This is a genomic window from Kyrpidia spormannii (assembly GCF_002804065.1).
Lineage (GTDB): Bacteria > Bacillota > Bacilli > Kyrpidiales > Kyrpidiaceae > Kyrpidia > Kyrpidia spormannii.
The window spans coordinates 1,962,981-1,984,501 of sequence record NZ_CP024955.1; the positions used below are offsets into that span (position 1 = coordinate 1,962,981).

19 protein-coding genes are annotated in these 21,521 nt (G+C 58.4%); 4 read left to right on the forward strand and 15 right to left on the reverse strand.

Annotated features, from left to right (window positions below):
• Positions 1-44: 44 nt before the first annotated feature.
• The 9 genes from dnaJ to gpr all read right to left on the reverse strand — a co-directional run bounded on the left by dnaJ (position 45) and on the right by gpr (position 10,768).
• Positions 45-1,199, reverse strand: a complete 1,155-nt coding sequence (gene dnaJ, locus CVV65_RS09965; protein ID WP_100667998.1) for a molecular chaperone DnaJ — start codon at positions 1,197-1,199, stop codon at positions 45-47.
• Between the two features lie 88 nt (positions 1,200-1,287).
• Entirely contained in the window at positions 1,288-3,129 is a 1,842-nt protein-coding gene (gene dnaK, locus CVV65_RS09970) for a molecular chaperone DnaK (protein WP_100667999.1), read from the reverse strand.
• Positions 3,130-3,131: 2 nt separating this feature from the next.
• Complete coding sequence (gene grpE / locus CVV65_RS09975; RefSeq protein WP_157935468.1) at positions 3,132-3,836, reverse strand: nucleotide exchange factor GrpE; 705 nt, start codon at positions 3,834-3,836, stop codon at positions 3,132-3,134.
• 84 nt (positions 3,837-3,920) lie between these two features.
• A complete protein-coding gene (hrcA, locus tag CVV65_RS09980) occupies positions 3,921-4,946 on the reverse strand; it encodes a heat-inducible transcriptional repressor HrcA (RefSeq protein ID WP_100668001.1) in 1,026 nt (341 codons plus the stop codon).
• A gap of 75 nt (positions 4,947-5,021) precedes the next feature.
• Positions 5,022-6,185, reverse strand: coding sequence for a radical SAM family heme chaperone HemW (gene hemW / locus CVV65_RS09985; protein WP_100668002.1), 1,164 nt, complete (start codon positions 6,183-6,185; stop codon positions 5,022-5,024).
• A gap of 58 nt (positions 6,186-6,243) precedes the next feature.
• On the reverse strand, positions 6,244-8,052 hold the full coding sequence (lepA, locus tag CVV65_RS09990; protein WP_100668003.1) for a translation elongation factor 4: 1,809 nt from the start codon (positions 8,050-8,052) through the stop codon (positions 6,244-6,246).
• Between the two features lie 83 nt (positions 8,053-8,135).
• The gene (locus tag CVV65_RS09995) at positions 8,136-8,420 is read right to left on the reverse strand and encodes a hypothetical protein (protein ID WP_100668004.1); all 285 of its coding nucleotides are present in this window, start codon (positions 8,418-8,420) and stop codon (positions 8,136-8,138) included.
• Positions 8,421-8,456: 36 nt separating this feature from the next.
• Positions 8,457-9,578 (reverse strand): stage II sporulation protein P, encoded by a 1,122-nt coding sequence (gene spoIIP / locus CVV65_RS10000; RefSeq protein WP_100668005.1) that lies wholly within the window; start codon positions 9,576-9,578, stop codon positions 8,457-8,459.
• A 134-nt stretch (positions 9,579-9,712) separates the two neighbouring features.
• Positions 9,713-10,768 carry a GPR endopeptidase gene (gpr, locus tag CVV65_RS10005; RefSeq protein ID WP_100668006.1) on the reverse strand — a complete coding sequence of 352 codons (1,056 nt, stop codon included), beginning with the start codon at positions 10,766-10,768 and terminating at the stop codon, positions 9,713-9,715.
• 215 nt (positions 10,769-10,983) lie between these two features.
• On the opposite strand from gpr, the gene rpsT reads away from it, so the two are divergent.
• Entirely contained in the window at positions 10,984-11,274 is a 291-nt protein-coding gene (rpsT, locus tag CVV65_RS10010) for a 30S ribosomal protein S20 (RefSeq protein WP_100668007.1), read from the forward strand.
• A 51-nt stretch (positions 11,275-11,325) separates the two neighbouring features.
• Here the strand turns inward: rpsT and CVV65_RS10015 are convergent, their stop codons facing one another.
• From CVV65_RS10015 to CVV65_RS10025, 3 genes are read right to left on the reverse strand one after another with little or no spacing between them, the layout of a single operon-like run.
• Complete coding sequence (locus CVV65_RS10015) at positions 11,326-11,661, reverse strand: alpha/beta-type small acid-soluble spore protein (RefSeq protein ID WP_100668008.1); 336 nt, start codon at positions 11,659-11,661, stop codon at positions 11,326-11,328.
• A complete protein-coding gene (gene holA, locus CVV65_RS10020) occupies positions 11,597-12,685 on the reverse strand; it encodes a DNA polymerase III subunit delta (protein ID WP_100668009.1) in 1,089 nt (362 codons plus the stop codon). Before holA ends, CVV65_RS10015 begins: the two co-directional genes overlap by 65 nt.
• A gap of 43 nt (positions 12,686-12,728) precedes the next feature.
• A complete protein-coding gene (locus CVV65_RS10025; protein WP_100668010.1) occupies positions 12,729-13,904 on the reverse strand; it encodes an NAD(P)/FAD-dependent oxidoreductase in 1,176 nt (391 codons plus the stop codon).
• Between the two features lie 125 nt (positions 13,905-14,029).
• Here CVV65_RS10025 and CVV65_RS10030 point away from each other — a divergent pair, with 125 nt between their 5' ends.
• Positions 14,030-14,575 carry a hypothetical protein gene (locus CVV65_RS10030; RefSeq protein WP_100668011.1) on the forward strand — a complete coding sequence of 182 codons (546 nt, stop codon included), beginning with the start codon at positions 14,030-14,032 and terminating at the stop codon, positions 14,573-14,575.
• Positions 14,542-15,441 carry a non-homologous end joining protein Ku gene (gene ku / locus CVV65_RS10035; RefSeq protein ID WP_232796582.1) on the forward strand — a complete coding sequence of 300 codons (900 nt, stop codon included), beginning with the start codon at positions 14,542-14,544 and terminating at the stop codon, positions 15,439-15,441. Before CVV65_RS10030 ends, ku begins: the two co-directional genes overlap by 34 nt.
• Here ku and CVV65_RS10040 read toward each other — a convergent pair.
• Together CVV65_RS10040 and CVV65_RS10045 are read right to left on the reverse strand one after the other, a co-directional pair.
• Positions 15,343-17,496: a ComEC/Rec2 family competence protein gene (locus CVV65_RS10040; protein ID WP_100668012.1), complete on the reverse strand. Its 2,154-nt coding sequence runs from the start codon at positions 17,494-17,496 to the stop codon at positions 15,343-15,345. The genes ku and CVV65_RS10040 overlap by 99 nt on opposite strands.
• The gene (locus CVV65_RS10045) at positions 17,493-18,182 is read right to left on the reverse strand and encodes a ComEA family DNA-binding protein (protein ID WP_100668013.1); all 690 of its coding nucleotides are present in this window, start codon (positions 18,180-18,182) and stop codon (positions 17,493-17,495) included. Before CVV65_RS10045 ends, CVV65_RS10040 begins: the two co-directional genes overlap by 4 nt.
• 170 nt (positions 18,183-18,352) lie before the next feature.
• Here CVV65_RS10045 and mntR point away from each other — a divergent pair, with 170 nt between their 5' ends.
• Positions 18,353-18,817, forward strand: coding sequence for a transcriptional regulator MntR (gene mntR / locus CVV65_RS10050; RefSeq protein WP_013075228.1), 465 nt, complete (start codon positions 18,353-18,355; stop codon positions 18,815-18,817).
• Between the two features lie 107 nt (positions 18,818-18,924).
• On the opposite strand, the gene leuS is transcribed toward mntR, so the two are convergent.
• Complete coding sequence (gene leuS / locus CVV65_RS10055) at positions 18,925-21,414, reverse strand: leucine--tRNA ligase (protein ID WP_100668014.1); 2,490 nt, start codon at positions 21,412-21,414, stop codon at positions 18,925-18,927.
• Positions 21,415-21,521 lie beyond the last annotated feature (107 nt).

The window sequence follows — 21,521 nt, forward strand, 5'->3', positions numbered from 1 at the left end:
ATCCGAAGCGGATAGATCCGTAGGCCAGTAGGCCATCACGGCCTTCAGCCGTTCCGCCCATCCCGGCTGAAGGCACTTTTCATGCGCTCGAAAAAAGTCTGGTTCTGTTCGTGGATGTCTTCCCCCAACTCCTCGCCCAACTCCCGCAACAGACGCCGGGCTCGGTCGGAAAGGCGGGTCGGCGTCACCACGAACACCTGGACGTGTTCATCGCCCCGTCCCCCACCTCGTAGCCGGGGAATGCCCTGACCTTTGAGCCGAAACGCAGTGCCCGTCTGGGTGCCCGGTGGTATCCTCAACTGTGCGCGACCCTCCAGAGTCGGCACCTCGATATCGTCCCCGAGAGCCGCCTGGGTAAAAGTAATGGGAACCTGGCAATGCACGTCGAACCCTTCCCGCTGAAACACCGGATCCGGGCGGACGTGGATCACGATAAACAAATCGCCGGGCGGACCGCCCCGGGTGCCCGGCTCCCCGTGGCCCGCCATCCGAATGCGGTTGCCCGTATCCACGCCAGCGGGAACTTTGACGCTCACTGTGCGCACCACCCGTATCTGACCGCGGCCTTGGCATTTTGGGCAAGGGTCCGGGATAATCCGCCCTTCCCCTTTACATCGGGAACACGGCCTTCGGGTAACCATCCGGCCCAAGGGGGTATTGACGACATTCTCCTGTTGACCCGTCCCTCCGCACACCGGGCAACGTTCCACCTGGGTCCCGGGCCGGGCGCCGCTGCCCCCACACCGGTCGCAGGTTTCCGTCCTTGGCACGCGAATTTCCTTTTCCACCCCGAAAGCCGCTTCCCGGAATTCGAGGGAGAGGTCGTATTCCAAATCCGCCCCTCGCAGCGGACCGGTCCGCTGCCGGCCGCCGCCGAAAAACATGTCAAAGATATCCCCGAATCCGCCAAAATCCCCAAAATCAAACCCGGTTCCCCCGGGGCCGCCCGGACCGCCTTCGAAGCCTGCCCCCTGCCCGACCCCCGCGTGGCCAAACTGGTCGTATCGGCTCCTTTTTTCCGGGTCCGATAGAACCTCGTATGCTTCGTTGATCTCCTTGAATTTATCGGCCGCCTGGGGATCCTCTTTGTTCACATCGGGGTGATAACGGCGCGCCAGTTTCCGATAGGCTTTTTTAATCTCCTCGGCGGATGCCCCCCGTTCAACGCCGAGCACCTCATAATAATCGCGCTTGCTCACCGGAACACCCCCTCCCCCGGAGCTTCGCCGCGGCCTACTTCTTCAGAAGCCAACGTTTCCCTCTCATCGCTGCCCGAGCGGTTATCGCTCACTTTTTGTCGTCGTCCACCACAGTGTAATCGGCGTCCACCACTTTTTCGTCTTTCACGCCGCCCGCGGCCCCGCCGGTCGTAGAACCCGTTTGGGTACTGTTCGCCGATGTCTGTTGGTACAGTTTCACCGACAATTGCTGGACGACCTGTTGCAATTCGTCCATGGCTTTCTTGATTGCTTCTATATCGTTTCCGGCCAGAGCATCCTTCACCTTTTGCTTCGCCGCCTCGGCCCGTTCCACGTCAGATTTGTCCACTTTGTCCCCGATATCTTTAAGGGTTTTATCCGTGCTATAAACCAAGGAATCCGCCTGGTTGCGGATCTCGATTTCTTCCCGGCGCTTGCGGTCTTCTTCGGCGTGGGCCTGGGCTTCTTTCACCATCCGCTCCACTTCCTCTTTGGACAGCCCGCTGGATGCCGTGATAGTGATCTTTTGGCTTTTTCCCGTCCCCAGATCTTTGGCCGAGACATTCACAATCCCATTCGCATCGATGTCGAAGGTCACCTCGATCTGGGGCACCCCCCGGGGCGCAGGAGGAATATCGGACAATGTAAAGCGACCCAACGTCTTGTTGTCCCGGGCCATCTCTCGTTCGCCTTGGAGCACGTGGATCTCCACCGACGTCTGGTTATCCGCCGCAGTGGTGAACACCTGGCTCTTCGAGGTGGGAATCGTCGTGTTGCGCTCGATCAGCTTGGTGAACACCCCACCCAACGTTTCAATGCCCAGGGACAGAGGGGTGACATCCAACAACACGATGTCCTTGACCTCGCCGGTCAACACTCCGGCCTGGATAGCCGCCCCTACCGCCACCACTTCGTCCGGGTTTACGCCCTTGGACGGCTCCTTGCCGATAAATTTCCGAATCGCTTCTTGTACCGCCGGGATGCGGGTGGATCCACCCACCAGGATGACTTTGTCAATTTGCGAAGGGTTCAGGCCCGCATCGGCCAAGGCCTGGCGGGTGGGCCCCAGGGTCATCTCCACGAGATCAGCCGTCAACTCTTCGAATTTGGCCCGGGTGAGGTTGACCTCCAAATGTTTCGGCCCTGTGGCATCCGCTGAGATAAAAGGCAGGGAGATCGTCGTGGTCAAGGCGCTGGATAGCTCTTTTTTCGCCTTTTCCGCCGCGTCTTTCAGCCGCTGCAGAGCCATCCGGTCTTGACTGAGGTCAATCCCCGTCTCTTTTTTGAACTGATCGATCAGATAATCGATGATTCTCTGATCGAAGTCGTCTCCTCCCAAACGGTTGTTCCCGCTGGTGGCCTTGACTTCAAACACGCCATCCCCGAGTTCGAGGATCGACACGTCGAAGGTGCCACCACCCAAGTCGAACACGAGGATGGTCTGATCTTCTTCTTTGTCCAAGCCGTAGGCCAGGGAGGCCGCCGTCGGCTCGTTGACGATCCGCAACACATCCAGGCCGGCGATCTTGCCGGCATCCACCGTGGCCTGGCGCTGGCTGTCATTAAAATACGCCGGCACGGTGATCACCGCTTGGGTGATGGTCTCTCCGAGATACGCCTCGGCATCCGCTTTCAATTTCTGCAGGATCATCGCCGAGATCTGCTGGGGTGTGTAAGATTTGTCATCGATCGTCACCCGGTAATCGGACCCCATATGACGTTTGATGGAAATGATGGTCCGATCCGGGTTGGTGATGGCTTGACGTTTGGCGACGTCCCCCACCAGCCGTTCTCCGGTTTTTGTAAACGCCACCACCGACGGCGTGGTGCGACCCCCTTCGGCATTGGGGATGACCACGGGCTCACCGCCCTCCATGACCGCCACGCACGAGTTGGTGGTACCCAGGTCAATGCCGATGACTTTTCCCATCTCTAGTTCCCTCCTGTATCTCCGCTGACTTTCACCATCGCAGGCCGCAACACGCGATCTTTATACCGATATCCCTTGCGAAATTCCTCTATAATCGTGCCCGGCGGCTGCCCGGAATCGGGCACCTGGGCAACGGCCTCGTGGACATTCGGATCAAAAGGCATGCCGACAGTCTCGATGGTCCGGACGCCTTCCCCTTCCAGGATCTCTCGAAATTGGCGCACCACCATCTCGACCCCTTGAAGAAGCGACTGCACATCCGTGGACTGCTGGCCGGACTGGAGAGCCAGCTCCAGATGGTCCAGCACCGGCAAAAGCCGCTCGATGACGCCCATCGTCGCCGAGGCCGCCCACTCTTCCCGCTCTTGCCGGGTCCGGCGCCGGAAGTTCTCAAAATCTGCCTGCATCCTCAGCGCCCGTCCCCGCCAGGACTCAACCTCCTCCCGGAGTCGCTCCATCTCCGCAGCCACATCGGCCCCGTCTCCCTCCCCGGTATCGGGACCCTGGCCCGTTTCCCCTTCGTCACGCCGCTGACCCATCTCTTCGCCGGCGCTGGTTTCACTGCGCTCTTCCTTCCCGGCCTCCCGGCGATCTTCTGATCCCTGGGGCTCTGCCTCTCGTCCCGGGCCTGTCCCCGCCTCGGGACGGTCTGCGCCCCCGCTGGACTCCCGGCCGGAATCCGCCTCCCTTCGCCGCTGTTCTTCCACTCGCATCCACACTCCTTTAGATTCCCAAAAATACGGGCGGGCAGAGTTCAACCTCCGCCACACCCGGTGGTTCTTTCCCCATCATCAAGCGCCTTCGCGATTGAACAGATCGCTCAACACGTGAGATAACACATTCAACACACCGATCACCCGTCTGTACGCCATTCGCGTGGGCCCCACGACGCCGATCACTCCGATCCGTCCGCCGTAAAATCGGTACGTGGCCGTTGCCACCGTGCACTCGTGAACCGCGGACAGTTCGTTCTCGTACCCGATGCGAACCTGTACACCCTGTTTCTGCGGCACTCCCACCAATCGGGCCACACCATGGGCGTCTTCCAACATGACCAACAGGGGTTTTAACTTCTCCAGATCCCTAAACTCCGGCTGTTCCAAGATCTTGGACGTGCCCCCCACATACACTTTCTCCTCGGACGAAGCCGTCAGTTCATCGACCAGCGCCAACCCGCGTTCAAACCGATCCAAGTGCCGGCGCAACTCCAGGCCGATCTCCTGTTCCAGTTTTTCCTTCAACTCACTGATAGACACCCCGACCAAACGGCGGTTGAGCACCTCCACCAATCGCTCGATGTCCGCCAGGTCTGCCGGATCCGGAAGAATCACCGTTTTCTTCTCCACGTGACCCGTGTCCGTCACAAGGATGGCCACCGCCGCCCACTCTCCCAAGGGCACCACCTGAATATGGCGCAACTTGGCATCCTCGCCCATGGGGCCCAGCACAAAAGCCGTGTAGTTGGTCAACGTGGACAGAATTCCCGCCGTCTGTCTGACCACATGCTCCATGGCTTCCAACCGTTCCTGAAACAGTCGCCGAATCACGGCAACTTCCCGGTCGTTGAGCATAGGCGGTTGCATCAGATGGTCGACATAAAAGCGATATCCTTTATGAGAAGGGACCCGTCCCGCTGAGGTGTGCGGTTGCTCCAGGTATCCCATCTCCTCCAGATCACTCATTTCATTCCGAATGGTGGCCGGGCTTAAATGTGTCTCCATCCGTTTCGATATCGTACGAGAACCGACGGGTTCGGCAGAACGGATATAATCGTCGACAATCAACCGCAGGATCAGTTGTTGCCGTTCAGTGAGCACCTCCGACACCCCCGTCTGTTAGCACTCCTACATCACGAGTGCTAAACCTCCATACGATGAAAATACCAGAGATGGTCAGACTTTGTCAATGGATAGGGCCAGAAAAGACTGGAACACTTCATTGCTGATCCAAAGCGCCTCCCGAGCCAACCGAACCCGAGAGCCTTCCTTAAGGAGGAGCCCAGAGCGCAAATACCGCTCCACCGGCTCTGCAAAGACGTCGAACAGCGACCGGCCGTGGCGCTGGGTGAAACGATCATCCCCCACCCCTTCCAGCAGCCGCAACCCCAGAATCATGGTGTCCTCCATTTCTTCTTCGTCAGAGACCTCATGGCGCTCCTCGACCGTCGAGCTCCCCTTCCAGGCGAGCTCCATATAAACGGGTACTTTCCGGACGACGGCGTACCGCACCCCGTCGACATACCCGTGGGCTCCCGGACCGGCGGCCAGGTACGGCTCATTGCGCCAGTACACCAAGTTGTGGCGGCAGCGCGCTCCCGGCCGGGCAAAATTGCTGATCTCGTACTGCTCATACCCTGCTTTATCCATGAATTCCATCAATGCGGTATACATCTTTGCCTCGAGATCTTCGGAAGGCAGGTCGAGAACCCCCTGGTCGTACCACCGGCTGTAAGGCGTCCCTTCTTCTACTTTTAAGCCATAAGCGGACAGGTGATCCGGGCCGAGCCCCACCGCCGCCGCCAAGCTCTGGTGCCAATCTTCCATACTCTGACCTGGAATGCCGAACATCAAATCGAGGTTGAGGGAAAATCCCCCAACCGAGCGAGCGAGCTCCACGCTGTGAACAATCTCCTCCGGCCCGTGAGACCGGCCCAGCCTCCGGAGCAATTCCCTGTTGAAGCTCTGCGCCCCGATGCTCAGCCGATTGACCCCAAGCTCCCGAAGAACATGCAATTTTTCACGATCCACCGTGCCCGGGTTGGCCTCTAGGCTAATCTCGGCATCCGAGGCGAGGTGAAACGAACCCCGCAGCGCTTCAAAAATCTGTTGCCACTGGCGGCAAGACAGGAGACTCGGCGTTCCCCCGCCGGCGTACACCGTCTCTAGGACCGTATCCGGATAGAGGCGGCCAAGGGCGCGGATTTCCCGAACCAACGCCTGAACGAACCGTTGCCACACCTCCGGCCTGGCGACATAGGTATTAAAATCGCAGTAATAACATTTGCGCTCACAGAATGGAACGTGCAAGTACAAGGCCTTCACCGGCAGCCGGTTCACGTTCTTACCGCCTCCCACCGAGATTGGAACGGCGCTCGACCGGATGGGCCGCGCGCCGTCATTCCATTTTGAGCACTGCCATGAACGCCTCTTGGGGAATCTCCACGTTTCCCACTTGCTTCATCCGCTTTTTACCTTCCCGTTGTTTCTCCAGCAGCTTGCGCTTGCGGGTAATGTCGCCTCCGTAACATTTGGCCAACACGTTCTTGCGCATGGCCCGGATAGTTTCCCGGGCGATGACCCGATTGCCAATGGAAGCCTGGATCGGCACTTCGAACAATTGCCGTGGGATCAACTCTTTCAATCGCTCGCACAGCGCCCTGCCCCGTTGGTAAGCCCGGTCCCGGTGGACGATGGACGACAGCGCGTCCACCGGCTCTCCGTTGATCAGGATATCCATGCGCACCAGGTCAGAGGGTCGATAACTGGCCAGTTCATAGTCAAAGGACGCATACCCTTTGGTGCTCGATTTGAGACGATCAAAAAAATCGTAGACGATTTCCGTCAGCGGAAGATTGTACACCAAGGTCGCACGATTCTCGTCCAAATATTGCATGTCCTGGAACTCTCCGCGTTTTTCCTGGCACAGCTCCATCACCGTCCCGACATAGTCTTTGGGGACGATAACCGAAGCTTTTACATAGGGCTCCTCAATGCGCTCAATTCGCGACGCATCCGGCATCCGGCTGGGATTGTCCACAGGGATCATCTCCCCGGCGGTGGTGTACACATGGTAGATCACACTGGGTGCCGTGGTGATGAGTTGGAGCCCGTATTCCCGCTCCAGCCGCTCCTGGACGATTTCCATGTGAAGCAAACCGAGAAACCCGCACCGGAACCCGAAGCCCAAAGCCCCGGAGGTTTCGGGTTCATAGCTGAGGGAGGCATCGTTCAGCTCCAGCTTCTCCAAGGCCTCCCGCAGATCTTGGTAATCATTCGAGTCCACCGGGTACAGCCCGCAGAACACCATGGGGTGGACTTTGCGATATCCCGGCAAAGGCTCGCGGGCCGGCCGCAGGGCGTCGGTGACCGTATCCCCCACCCGGGTGTCCCGCACGTTCTTGATGGCCGCGGCGACGAAACCCACGTCCCCCACGGACAACTCCGGGACCGATGTCATCTTCGGCCGGAAAGTTCCCACCTCGGCCACTTCGAATTCCGCCCCTGTGGCCATCATCCGGATCTTCATCCCCGGGCGCAGCGTTCCATTCACCACCCGGACGTAAATGATAACCCCTTTATAGGAGTCATAGTGGGAGTCAAAAATCAGCGCCTGCAAAGGCGCAGCGGGATCTCCTGCGGGAGCCGGGACGGAGTGGACGATGGCTTCGAGGATCTCCCGAATGCCGATCCCTTCCTTGGCCGAGGCGAGAATCGCGCCTTCGGCATCCAGGCCGATGACCTCTTCGATCTCCCGTTTGACCCGCTCCGGCTCGGCGCTGGGCAGATCGATCTTGTTGATCACCGGGATGATCTCCAGATCGTTTTCCAGGGCCAGATACACATTGGCCAGGGTCTGGGCTTCGATGCCTTGGGCGGCGTCCACCACCAAAAGGGCCCCTTCGCAAGCCGCCAGGCTGCGGGACACCTCATAGCTGAAATCCACGTGGCCCGGAGTATCAATAAGATGCAGAATATACGCCTCTCCGTCAGATGCGCGGTATTCCAAACGGACCGCCTGAAGTTTGATGGTGATCCCCCGCTCCCGTTCCAGATCCATCTGATCGAGAACCTGATCGTGCATCTCCCGGGCTGTTAGGGCACCGGTATACTCCAAGATCCGGTCCGCCAACGTCGATTTGCCATGGTCGATATGGGCGATAATGCAAAAGTTGCGAATTCTCTTCTGTCTGTCCCGGGGATCCAAGTGCCCCCTCCTCCTGTCCGCCAGCATCATCCCGAATTATACGCCGTGCCGACGGAGCGGGCAAGGGACCTCCGCAGGCGGCATCAGCGATCAGCGAACATCTTGAGCAACAAGTTGCGCGTTTGACCTTTCATCCAGCTCCCCGCCGCCACACCCACTTGTTCCACCGCCACCGACACATCGCCGGCCGCGGTCTCGATGCGCTGGTTGAGCCGTTCACCTACGGGTGTCCAAGGGGGGGACGGAGGCGGATCCCCAGCCAGGGCATTCATTCCCCTCTGGGCGATGTCGAAGCCGATGGCGATTACCCCTGCGCACATGAGCAAAAGCGCCGTATAGGTCAGCAAACGACCGATAAACCCTCGCACCGCACATCCCTCCACCTTCCAGTATGGTCAGGGCGCTCAGCGGGCTAAACGCAGATCTCCCTGGTCCTTCAGCAAGGCCGCGATGCCGTCTGCGAGACACGTTGCCGTGCGATCCAATTCAGCCTCGGTATTTTCCGGACCGCCGATTTCAATCAGCAGCATGTTGGGAGAAAGGTCCTGGTTGTAAGTGGCGTCGTAGGTGGTGCTGCGCTTTGCCCAGATGTCCCGGACCAGATGAGGATACAGGCGGTCGAGTTCCCCTTTCAGTACCTCGGCAAGTCGCTCGTTGGCCTGGTAGTTAGGATTATTGCCGCCAATGATGATGCGGATTTTCGCATAGGTCTGACCGTTGATCGTCGTCGTGGTCAGATCCCGGGGGTCGGAGTCCCGGTGCATGTCGATGATGAGCTTAAGACCCGGGTATTTTTGCAGCACTTCGTTGACCGTCTTCCGGGAGAAGCCGTACATTTTGCTGTAATCCCCCATGGGCCAGTAGTCCACCGTGGTGTGAATCGCGGTAATGCCCAATTTTTTGAGGTCATCCACCAATGCGGTCCCGATGAGGGTGATGTTTTTCGCCTTGTCATAAGCGTCATCAAAACTGGTGCGCCCAGGAAGCATGGGCAAAAACGATTCCCGATTGTGGGTGTGATACACGTAAACCAACGGATCCGACGACGTCGACGAAAGGTTGGGCGCCGTGGAGGAAGAGCTGGAGGTGGGCTGTTCGTGTTGAAAAAGTCCAGGGGAGGGAGCCCCGTCTTCAGGAGGACGCAGGTCGACAGTCCGACCATCGACAGCGATGGGGTAGTCGGTAAAAGCCATGCCGGGTACCGTCCATCCCAGGATGCTCGTCGGGCGGGTCGGATCGACGTCAGTCAAGTGATAAAAAAGAAAGGCAGCCCAGGATTGTTCACCGGCCACCTGGGCGGGGCTAGAGGATTGATCCATCAACGGCACGCCTTGGCGCACCACCGAGGACCAGGTTAGGGCGTCCACGGCACCGAACAAGCCAGAGCCTCCGGCGGGTCCCGGTAGAAACCACAATGCGGAAGCAAGAAGCGCCGCGGAAGCCACGACAAGCCATGCGGTGACGGAGAATTTCAACCCCCTCCGGGGCGCGTGAAATGTCACAATTCGGAAAGACGATTTGCGCATGGCCGATACCCCCTGTCCATCCCTCGGTACAAGCTATGCTCGGATGGACGGGTCTATGCCATCGTGATGGATTCACGAAAATAAACGGAGAGAAGCGGTCGGGCGCGGTCCCCGCCCTGCGGAAAGGCCCGGAGTTAGTGCGTAAACAGCGCAGCATCTTCCAGACTAATGGCGGGATGGAAGGCCACGTTTAATCCTGTCGCCACGATGTGGGCGGCATCGTCCACAAAGGCGTCGATTTCCTTTGGCGTGACCACCAGGTTGTCTCCCAAAGGATCGAGAATATCCGTGATCCATTTTTGTTTCTCCGCTACGTCGAAGGTGTTCAAAACCGGGCGCAACTGGTCGGAAACTTCTCGACTTAGTCGTTGCAACAGGTAATCCAAGGCATCGTGAATAATCGTAGTGGCTTCCACCACCGTGGGGACGCCGATAGCGATGACCGGCACACCGAGGGTTTCCCGGGTCAGGCCTTTCCGTCGATTTCCCACTCCCGATCCGGGGTGGACGCCGGTATCCGCAATTTGAATCGTGGTATTCACCCGTTTGGTCGACCGGGAAGCCAAAGCGTCCACGGCCACCACCAGTTTGGGTTTGACGTGTTCGACAATGCCCCGGACGATCTCCATCGTCTCAATGCCCGTGATGCCGAGCACTCCGGGTGCCACCGCGCTGACGCTCCGGTATCCGTCTCCCATGAGATCGGGGATATGGTGGAAAAGATGGCGGGTGACAAATAGTTTTTCCACCACCAGGGGACCGAGGGAGTCCGCCGTAACATTCCAGTTGCCAAGACCCACCACCAGTGCGGACTCGGTGTCGGGCAGTTCGATGAACCTCGCCAACTCCTCCGCCATCCGGGCCGACACCCGCTCTTGCAGGTCGGGGTCCCGTTTGCGAAGGCCCGGCACCTCAAGGGTGCTGTACCGTCCCGGCTCTTTGCCGACCCGCCGGGCGGCCTGCTCATCCTGTACGTGCATCCGGGTCACCGTGATTCCTTCTTCGGACCAGGTTTCCACGTCCACCCCGGGAATGTCGCCGCCGCCGGCCAACTCGTGGGCTTCCACCGCCAGGTCCACCCGGGGGTCCGATGCCTGCTGTTCCCCTTGGGGTTCCGGCACTTGTCCCCGATGTGTCCACTCCACAAACTCACCAAACCGCCTCCAAGCATAGGGGTTCGTTCTGTGCACGTCCTTCCCTCCTTGAGGCTAAGGCTGAAGCAACTGAAGTTGCCCATAGTATGCCCCGGGGGCGTGTTCGACCCTGGCCGAGCCCGGGGAGATGCGCGTTTTCCGGACGCCCGCGTCTTGCACCGAGTTGGATGGCGTGGTAGAATACATTTTGTCTGTATGTGGGCGGCCTTGAAAACGGCGCCGCAAAGGGCGAGGGAAAGGAGGGCCAATCTTTGCCGAACATTAAATCCGCCATCAAGCGGGTACAGATCACTCGGAAGCGCACGCTCCGTAATGCCTCGTTGAAATCAATGCTCCGGACGTCAATTAAAAAATTCCACGTGACGTTGCAGAGCGGGAATCTCGAGGCTGCGGAACGTCAACTGCGGGAAGCCATCCGGCGCATCGATAAATCGGTGACAAAAGGAATTCTGCACCGGAATGCGGCGGCGAGGAAAAAGTCTCGCTTGACTCGAAAGTTCCAGGCAGCGGTGAAGGAACAGCAGACCCAACAAACGGCCTGAACATAAAAAAGCCTCGACTCGGAGGCTTTTTTATTTAGGAGAAATTGGACCTCATCGCCCCGGCCCGGCATCCCGAGGGGGCAATCCCTCCCGCTTTGTTCCCGGCATGTATTGGCCTGTCTCAACCAGCTGCTGTTGGGCGATTTCGATGAGTTTGCGGACGAGGGGTCCCCCCATGGCTCCCCCGACCTTGCCGGCCTGACGAGTGGTCAACTCCCCGTCATCGCCTTTCCCCAAGGGAATGCCTAGCTGGCCCGCCACCTCCTCTTCAAGAGGTTGGTCACTTCCCTTGTTTGATGCAAGCCCTTCTTCTTCCATCAAATCACGCTTTAACCGATCCAGGGCGGGACGGGCTTCCGGCACGAGGATTCGGCGTCTTCGGGGCATTCCACTCTCCTCCTTTTAATCGAATTGGCAGGGTGACAACGAAATCATTCAATGCGGCGCGATCGGTACGGCGCCCAGTTTTGATGTCCGCATCGGCGTCGGCCAGCCATTGCAACACGTCGCTCAGTTGCCGGAGTGTATAACGGCGCCCCTGCTCCAGAGCTATTTTTAAAGCATAAGGTCGAACGCCGAGCTGTGCGGAGAGGTCGGTGTTGACATGTCCGGATTTGTATTCATTCAGCGCGTGATACATCAGTCGAAACTGCCTGGCCAGGAGCATCAAGAGCTTAAAGGGATTTTCCTTTTGCTTGAGGAGTCGGTCCAATCCGGTTAAAGCCCGGTCCATGTCTAGACGGACCACATCGTCCACCCATCGGAAAATATCCTGTTCGGGGAAGGGGACGACCAATAGGTCGACATCTTCCCGAGAAATCGCTTTTCCCGGCGCATACAAGGATAATTTATCCAATTCTCCAGCGATCAATTCCAAATGGCCGCCGGACAGGAGGATCAATCGGTTGACGGCGTCCGCTCCCATGTGAAAACCCCGGCGCTGGACTTCTTTGTTCACCCAGGCGGTCAGTTCTGATTCCTTTGGGGAAGGACACATCCACCAGCGTCCCGCTTCCTTCACTCTGCGGACCCATTTTTTCCGCTCATCCATTTTGTGATCGCCGAAGAGAAGCACGACGACCGCCGTCGGGGAGGGGTCAGCCACATACTCTTCCCAACTTGTCAGATCGTGAGGCACTTTCGACCGACCGGAAAGGGCCTCGCCTCCGGTCGCGATCACGAGACGGCGATCGCTAAAAAACGGGGTGGTGCGCGCCTCAAGGACGACCTGCTGAATCGGCGTTTCGGACAGATCGTATCGCCCCAGATTCAATTCCGGAGCCGACAACCCGCAGGCGTTTTCCAATTCCTCGACGACCATGCGGGCGACATAGCTCTCGGGCCCCCCCAAGACGTAGACCGGTGCCAGAATTCCACCGCGGATCTCTCGAATCCACGAATCCCAATACATACGCCCCACCTCAAGCCCAGCATAACACAGGGGAAAGCACAGATCACGCCCAGCGGATCTGTCCGCGTTTGCGAGAGAACGTTTTCCATCCCCCAATGCTCCACAAATACCGCGCTTTATTGGCTTCTTTTAAAAATCTCGCCGTTCCGCCCGCCAACTTCCAATTCCCCACCTCGCCAATGCCTTGGCCGCGGCCCAAAGAAGCAAGTGTCCCTCTCAGATGCGGGTGAAAGGCGTTCAGCGGCCGCCCCTTGAGGAGAAGCCCGATGTTTTGAGCCAAATGATCGCCCATCTGGGTCGCCAATTGTGCTGTCGGTGGAAGAGGACGCCCATCCGGACCTGGGAAAGCCGCGCAGTCCCCGATCACGAACACATCGGACATACCCTTCGGATGAAATACGGGATCCACGGGGACCCGCCCCTTTCGGTCCACCGGGAAACCACTTTCCCCGAGCAAGCGATTGCCCCGAACCCCGCCGGTCCAAATAAACAAGGAATAACTCAAGGGGGGGTGATCGTCGAAGAGCACTTGTCCCTCCTTCACTTCTGCCACTTTTGTGCCCGTTCTCACTTGAACGCCTTTTTGCTCCAAGACCTGCCTCGCCCGGCGTTGCAGTTCAACATCGAGCATGGGGACAATTGTCTCCATGGCTTCAATCAAGATCAGGTGAATATGTTCCGGGTGCACGCCGTACTGACGAGAAAGATGGGGAATCCAATCTGCCAATTCCCCCGTGAGTTCCACTCCGGTTAACCCGCCACCGCCGACGATCACGTTCACGGGATGCTCCGCAGTCGCTTTTTTCACCAACTCCACCATCCGCCGTCGAATATCCAGGGCCGAATCGAACCCCCACAACTGGACACTGTACTTTTGCAGTCCAGGAATTCCAAAAAATTCGGTTTCACTGCCCAGGGCTACCACCAGCACATCATATTCTAACGGTGCCCCATCCACTTGTACCCTCCGACCTTTCCAATCGATGGCGGAAACGGTGCCGATGCGAATCTTGCCGACCCGGGGGTCGATCAGATCCTGTAGCGCTATCCGGTAATCGTCGGGGTGATCCCGGCCGCCCGCGACTTCGTGCATTAAAGTAGTAAATTGGTGGTACGGTTGATCGTTCACGAGTGCAAAAGGTATGTCCTGGCGCTGCAGCCCACACGCCGTTTTTACACCGCCGTAACCCGCACCTAGAATCAAAATTTGCTTCTCCATCCCCGCGCCACCCCCTTGATTTCGAGCCTAGTATGGTCGGCTCAGCGCCTTTTATGCCGTAGTAATCATAGGAAGGGTGGCCAAGCCATAGAGTTTATCAGAATCCGGAAAGGAGCGTGCCGCCATTGAAAACCCGTCCGAAGCGGTTAACCCGCAGGCTTGCCATTCCCGTAGTCGTCCTGATCCTCCTCGTCATCGCCTACGCATCGGCGGCCCCCCGGGTCACAGTACCGGTTCAAGCCCCCCTTCAAGACGTTTCTAACGCCGAGGCCGATCCGATTCTCGCTCAACTGAAAACCATCGGAAACCTGGATGAAGTGTACATGGAGAAAGACAATCAAGGTCGGGTCATCGTCTACACCACGGCTTTCGTAGATGTGGACGATCCGAATCCGATCCAAGCGGCAAAAAGTACAGCACAAAAAGTGATCACGGCGATCTACCGCAGCGGAGTCCCTGTTGCCAACGCCACTATACTGATCACTCGGAACAACCATCCGTTACTGGGGGCCTCCCTGGGTTCTGACACCTTGCGAAAAGCATCGTTAAGCGTGCTTTCCCAGGATTCTGTCGATGCTTTTACATCCTTCCTCGCTTCAACGAACCACAACGACCCCCAACATTTGGAGCAAAGTACGTGGTTGGAAATCGATCCATCGGCGGCACAATAAAAGTGGTTCAGTCTCCGGAACTGGAGGGATCCCAGGTGCGGGCTCTGTGGAAAGGCAGTATCTCTTTTGGTTTGGTCAATATTCCCATCAAGTTGTATGCGGCTGTCGAAGATCGGGACATCCATTTCCGACAATTGCACAACCGGTGTAAAACACCCATTCAGTATAAAAAATGGTGTGCGCACTGTAACGAGACGGTCACAGCGGACGAGATCGTCCGCGGGTACGAGTGGAGGCCGGGTGAGTTTGTGATCCTCACCGACGACGACCTTGCACACCTGCCCCTTCCAAGCCTGCACACCGTTGAAATCACGCAGTTTGTGCGAGTCGGCGAAGTGGACCCCATCTATTTCGAAAGAACGTATTATCTATCGCCCCAGGAATTCGGAGAAAAGCCCTACCAGTTGCTGCACCGAGCGATGCAAGAGACCGATCTCGCCGCCTTGGCCAAAATCGCCCTGCGCAGCAAAGAACACTTGGCCATCCTTCGCTGTTATAACCATGTGCTCGCCCTGTCGATGCTTCACTTCCCCGATGAATTGCGATCTACGGCGGAACTTCCAAACTTAGCCGGCATTGAAGTTAAAGCGGCTGAACTCGAAATGGCCAAGGAGCTGATCAATCGGCTGTCGAGCCCCTTTCATCCCGAGGCGTTCCATAACGAGTACGGGGAGGCTCTTCGGGAATATATCGCTTCCCGCGTGTCCGAAAACCAAGTGGTTCAGGTGCGGCCTCCCGAAAAAAATGTGGTCGACCTCATGGAGGCCTTACAGGCCAGCCTGCAAGCAGTTCAGGTTAAGGCGCGGCCGGACGGAGGGCGACAGACCGAGGGGGAACGACAGGCCGAGCCCGCGGGAAGGCGTTGAAATGGTCCCTCGGATTCCACGTATGGCCACGTTTCCCCGACCCTCGCTCTGAATGAGAAGACCTGAATAGGCCTTTGTCGACCACCGACGCTCTAGCCCTGTAAACCCGGGCAAGGGCTCCCCTGGGTGAACATCCACGACAAGTCGACCTGGAAGGAGAATCTGTGGGGGCCAACCGCCCACCCATATCGGGTGGCCGCCGATCTCTACGCGCATAAAGTGATTCCTATCCCATGGTAATACTCGCTCCGGAGCCAGTCGGCGTTTTAGAACCTCTAACCCCGACCCGGAACTCCGAGTTCCCCCGGACTCTTCAAAAGTAGCCAGCCACACCCGGTCCAACTTGTACACGCCCAACCGACGGAGATACGGGACAATCACCATCTCGAGATCCCCTCTGTCATCCCTGCAAATCAATTCCCGAACCCCTTGTGATTCCAAAAAGATTGCCGAACCGCCGTCCAGGGCAAAGACCACCATCTGCTCTGGTACCGCCCGGGCGGAGAGGACCACCACAGCACAAAAAACGACCGTACAAAATCGGCCCGTGCGCTGGCCCTTTCCCCAGCGGCTCAATGCCCACAACACCCCGCCCCCGTACAGGGCCCAGATCCATAGCGGGAGTTCACCCAGCCGGAGAAGCCAGCGCCGGTCGCCGTCCATCGCCGTGACACCTCCGATGATACTTTGGGCCAAAAGGTCGGCGATCAACATCGCTCCGTCGCTGAGTACAGGACTGGGCGCTGTGAGCAAAGACACGAGACCGGTTCCCAACAACAGAGCACCCGCAGGAGGAACCCAGAGATTCGCCAAAAGCGTCCATCCATTCCACACATAGAAGCTGGAAAACGAAATCGGACAAATGGCGATCTCTGCGGCGCCGGCCACAGCGACGAGTTCCAGGATCCAGCCCGGTCCTTTTCCCATCGCGCTTCGCAAAGCGGGCGCCAAAACGAAGATGCCCCACGTGGCCGCGTACGAAAGCTGAAATCCGAGATCAAAGACCCACTTGGGGTGCAAAAGGGATTCCGCCGCTAGAGTCACTCCCCACGCGTGTAGCGGACCCTGACGCCGCCCCAAGGCCTCCCCCATCCCCACATAAGTCGCCATCGCCGCCGCCCGCATCGCCGAAGGGCTACCCCCGGTTAGGGCTGCGTAGCAAAACGCTGTGCTGGCAAGCCAAAAAAACCGTGTCCTGGGGGATGTGCGCCCTTCCAACCATCGCCTGAGAGGCCACAGCACCACGTGCAGATGCGCGCCGGAGACCGCCACCACGTGGGCCACGCCGGTCAAAGCAAAGGCCTCGCTGAGCGCGGGGTCCAAATCGCTGGTATCTCCTAACACCATCGCTTTGAGGAGTGGTTCCGATGAAGACTTCACCCTCCCCGACCACACCTTTTCGAATGCCCTTCGAGCCTTCCCCGGCACACTGCGCCAAGTCGACCGTACGCTAGGAGGAGACTCCAGTTTTGCCCGGTACAACAGTTCCGCTCTTTCCCACGGGTCTGCTACGCCATGAGGAAATGGAGCCCTGGGCGCCGGAGGGGGACTGAGACGGATCCGGGCCTCGATCCAGTCCCCTTCAACCACGGGCACAGGCATCTCCATTCGCACCCGCACCCCTCTGCACGATTCGGCGGAACCCCTGCTGTGAAAGAGTCGTACCAATTCCGCCTCCACGGATGGATTGGCACCGGGTATCCGGGGCAAAACTGCAACGACCCGCGCTGCCACTTCAACAGGTTCACCTATCCACCCATCCAACGGTGGAACCGCGGGGGCGGACACCTGTCCCCCGGCAAAACACGCGGCCATCGCCAGCCCGAGAGCCACACTTTCCCAGCGATACAAGTAAAAACGCATCCATGGCCATATACCCTCAGGTTGGACCCAGCTCCGTCGGCGACGGGTATCCATCATCCATCCCCACAGCAGGACTGCGGCCGACAAGGCTGCCCCGCCCCACCCCACAGGGGCTGACTGCCCCAAGGCTGCCCACGCGGCGGTCCAGATGCCAAACAGGGGAAATAGCTGGGATGTAGAAAGCGGAATCACTGCAAATCAACCTGTGACCGGATCCGCTCCACCAGTTTGGGCCCAATGCCCGGCACGTCCTCCAGGCGATCGACAGAAGAAAACGGCCCGTGCTCTAAACGATACTGCACAATCGCTTCGGCTTTGCTCTTCCCGATGCCGGGCAGGCGATCGATATCATCCACACTACCAGAGTTGATGTGGACGATCCCGCCTGATCCTGAGGTTGCAGGTGCTGATTCCGCCGAGGTCAATGCGGCCTGCGCATTCGTTCCGCCTGCCTGTTCGCCGTGAAGGTTTGCCTCCGGCAAAGACGGATGGCCTGCCTCGGTGACCGCCGTGGGTTTGACGGGCACCACCACCATGGCGCCATCCTCCAGTTTGGCCGCGAGGTTGATCCCGGCGAGCTCCGCCGCTTCTAGAGCTCCCCCCGCCGCATCCAGGGCCTCCTTTACCCGAGAGCCAGGCGGCAATTGGTACACCCCCGGCGTTTGAACCGCCCCCTTCACGTCCACGGCGATCGTTCGGGAGCTCGGGGCACCCGGCCCCCGCCCGGCCAGGAGCTCCGTTTCGACCACTGCCGGAAGAGCATCGGAACCGGGCTGAACTCCTTCACTCCACAGAAACCACGCCCCCGCCACCAGAACAAGCAGTAAGGCCCACCAGCCCTTTCGAACCGCCCTTCCCACATTTCGTGCCCAAGCCATACGGATCCCCTCCACCGGTTATCACCTCCGACAGATCCAATTCGACAGGGGATGTCCGGTACCTCGTGTTGAAATCCTTGAGTTTCACTTAAGACGGAAGGTTGGTTTGCAACATCGGGGAGTGCAATAGTAAAATGGAACAGAACCCTTTGGAAAGCGGGGCCTGTCGCATGCTAACACCCAGCATGGAAGACTATTTAGAAACCATCTATGAACTGATGAAGGAAAAAGGCTATGCCCGCGTATCGGATATTGCGACAATCCTCGCCGTGCAGCCTTCGTCCGTCACAAAGATGATTCAGAAATTGGACGAAAAGAATTTTGTGACGTATGAGAAATATCGCGGTCTGGTCCTGACCCCGGAAGGGGAACAGCTCGGTCGGAATATGAAACAGCGCCACCGGATGTTAGAGGACTTCCTGCGCCTGCTCGGGGTGGGGGAGAGCACGATTCGTAAAGATGTGGAAGGCATTGAACACCACATTAGCCCCAGCACCATGCGTTCCTTGCAGAGCCTCGTCCTGTTCTTTCAGGAGTATCCGGAATATCAACGAGCATTCGAACGCTTTCGCCGGTTACAGGCCGGAACGGCCGAAGATCGCTCCACAGAAAATCTAAAAGTGATGGATGAATGACATGAATCACGTGAAACGGCCGGACCTCGTTTGTCCGGCCGCAGGAAGCGGTAATGGAGCACCATCGGCACCCCGATCTCCCGTGTAGCGTTTCGATGAACTGCGGTTTACCCTTTCACCACAATATTGACCAATTTCTTGGGGACAACGATCACCTTGACCACTCGTTTTCCACCTGTCCATTCCTGGATTTTTTCCGCACCCAAAGCTGTCTGGCGGACTTCTTCCTCCCCCGCCGAAGCTGAGACGACGATATGATCTCTGACCTTACCGTTGACCTGCACCGCATACTCCACTTCATCGGTCACCAGTTCCGCAGGATCATAGGTCGGCCACGGCTGTTGGTGCACACTTCCCGTTCCTCCAATCTGGCTCCACAACTCTTCGCAGATATGGGGTGCGGCTGGGGCGAGCAGGAGCAACACGGTCCGGATGGCCGCCGCCTTGGTGAAGGGATCCGCCTCCGCCGGGTAGGCGTAGATGGCGTTTACCAACTCCATGATGGCGCTGATCCCGGTGTTAAACGTGTACCGTTCCGCGAAGTCTTCGGTCACCTTTTTGATCGTGGCGTGGGTCTTGCGGCGCAATTCCCTGGCAGCGGGCGCCATCTGGTCTCCGGCCGGAGCATGAAACACCTCTCGATTCTGGTTTACGAGTCGCCAGACCCGATGGAGAAACCGGTGGCTACCTTCCACGCCTTGGTCACTCCACTCCAGGTCCCGGTCGGGCGGGGCGGCGAACAGGATAAACAACCGGGCCGTGTCGGCGCCATACCGGTTGATGATGTCATCCGGAGACACCACATTGCCCTTGGATTTGGACATCTTCGCCCCTTCCTTGATCACCATCCCCTGAGTTAAAAGATGGCGGAATGGCTCGGAAAAATCGACCCACCCGGCGTCTTGAAGGACTTTGGTGAAAAATCGCGAGTAAAGGAGGTGCAACACCGCGTGCTCAATGCCGCCGATATAATCGTCCACCGGCAACCATTTGCGAACCGCTTCGGGATCGAAGGGGCGAGCGGTTTCCTTTGGGCTGGTGTAGCGAAAATAGTACCATGATGAACACATAAAGGTGTCCATGGTGTCCGTTTCTCTCCGGCCGGGTCCTCCGCACTTCGGGCAAGTGGTTTGGACGAAATCCTCATTGGTAGCCAAGGGCGATACCGTCCCCGGCTCGAAAGAGACATCTTCCGGCAACCGGACGGGCAACTGATCTTCAGGCACCGGCACAATGCCGCAATGATCACAGTACACGATGGGAATCGGCGCTCCCCAGTAGCGTTGCCGGGAGATGAGCCAGTCGCGGATGCGGTAAGAGGTGGCAAAGCGCCCTTTTCCCATCTCCTCCAGGTGGGCGGTGATGGCCTGAATCGCCTCGCGATTGTGCATCCCGTCCCACCGACCGGAGTTTACGAGAACTCCGTCTTCAACATAGGCTTCGGTAGGGGGCGTGGGAAGTTCTTGATCTTGCGGTCGAATCACGACTCGGATCGGAAGGTTGTATTTTTTGGCGAAGGCAAAATCCCGTTCGTCGTGGGCAGGCACACCCATCACAGCGCCGGTCCCGTAATCGAGAAGTACATAATTCGCCACCCAGATCGGCACTCTGTCCCCGGTGAGGGGATGAATCGCATAAGTGCCGGTGAAAACCCCGCGCTTTTCCCCATCCGCAGCGGTGCGTTCCACCTCCGAAGCCTTGCGCATCTCCTCTACGAAGGCCTCCACCCGATTCCTCTCACTCGAGTGTTCGATGAGCGCAGGCACCAAAGGGTGCTCGGGAGCGAGGACCATGTACGTCACCCCGAGCAGCGTGTCCGGCCTGGTGGTGAACACGCGGATCGTCTCCGGCCGTCCTTCCAGCGCGAACTCAACTTCCGCGCCGGTGCTGCGTCCGATCCAGTTGCGCTGCATCACTTTAACCCGTTCCGGCCAGCGGTCGAGCTGATCCAAATCCTCCAGTAACCGATCCGCATAATCGGTAATCCTCAGAAACCACTGCTCCAGCTCTCGCTTTGTGACCTCTGTGCCACAACGCCAGCATCGCCCATTCTCCACCTGTTCGTTGGCCAGCACAGTGACACATTGTGGACACCAGTTTACCGCCGCTTTTTTCTTATAGGCGAGCCCGCGGTGATAGAAAAGCAAGAACATCCACTGGGTGAACTTGTAGTAATCCGGCGCGCAGGTCGTCACTTCCCTCTCCCAGTCGTAGCTGACCCCGAGGCGTTTCTGCTGCTGCCGCATGTGGTCGATATTCTCGTAGGTCCACAGCCGGGGATGGACACCGTGCTGGATTGCCGCATTCTCCGCGGGCATGCCAAAAGCATCCCACCCCATGGGATGAAGAACATTGTACCCTTGCATCCGTTTTACCCGGGCCACCACATCGCCGATGGAGTAAACCCGAACATGGCCCATGTGCAACTTGCCCGAGGGGTAAGGAAACATCTCCAGGCAATAGTAATGCGGGCGGTTTGCATCCTCCCGGGTGCGATACAGCCCGGTCTCCTCCCACAGATTCTGCCACTTGAGTTCGATCTCTGCCGGCACATACTGTTGTTCGGTCACGACGTACCCCTCCTTGACGCCACTCATCACAAAAGCCTCTCGCCCCGGCTCGTGCCAGGGACGAGAGGCCCTTGCCGACCGCGGTGAGGCCGTCACCGCGCACACACCCTTGGAGTCGCGTTCCACGGACACCG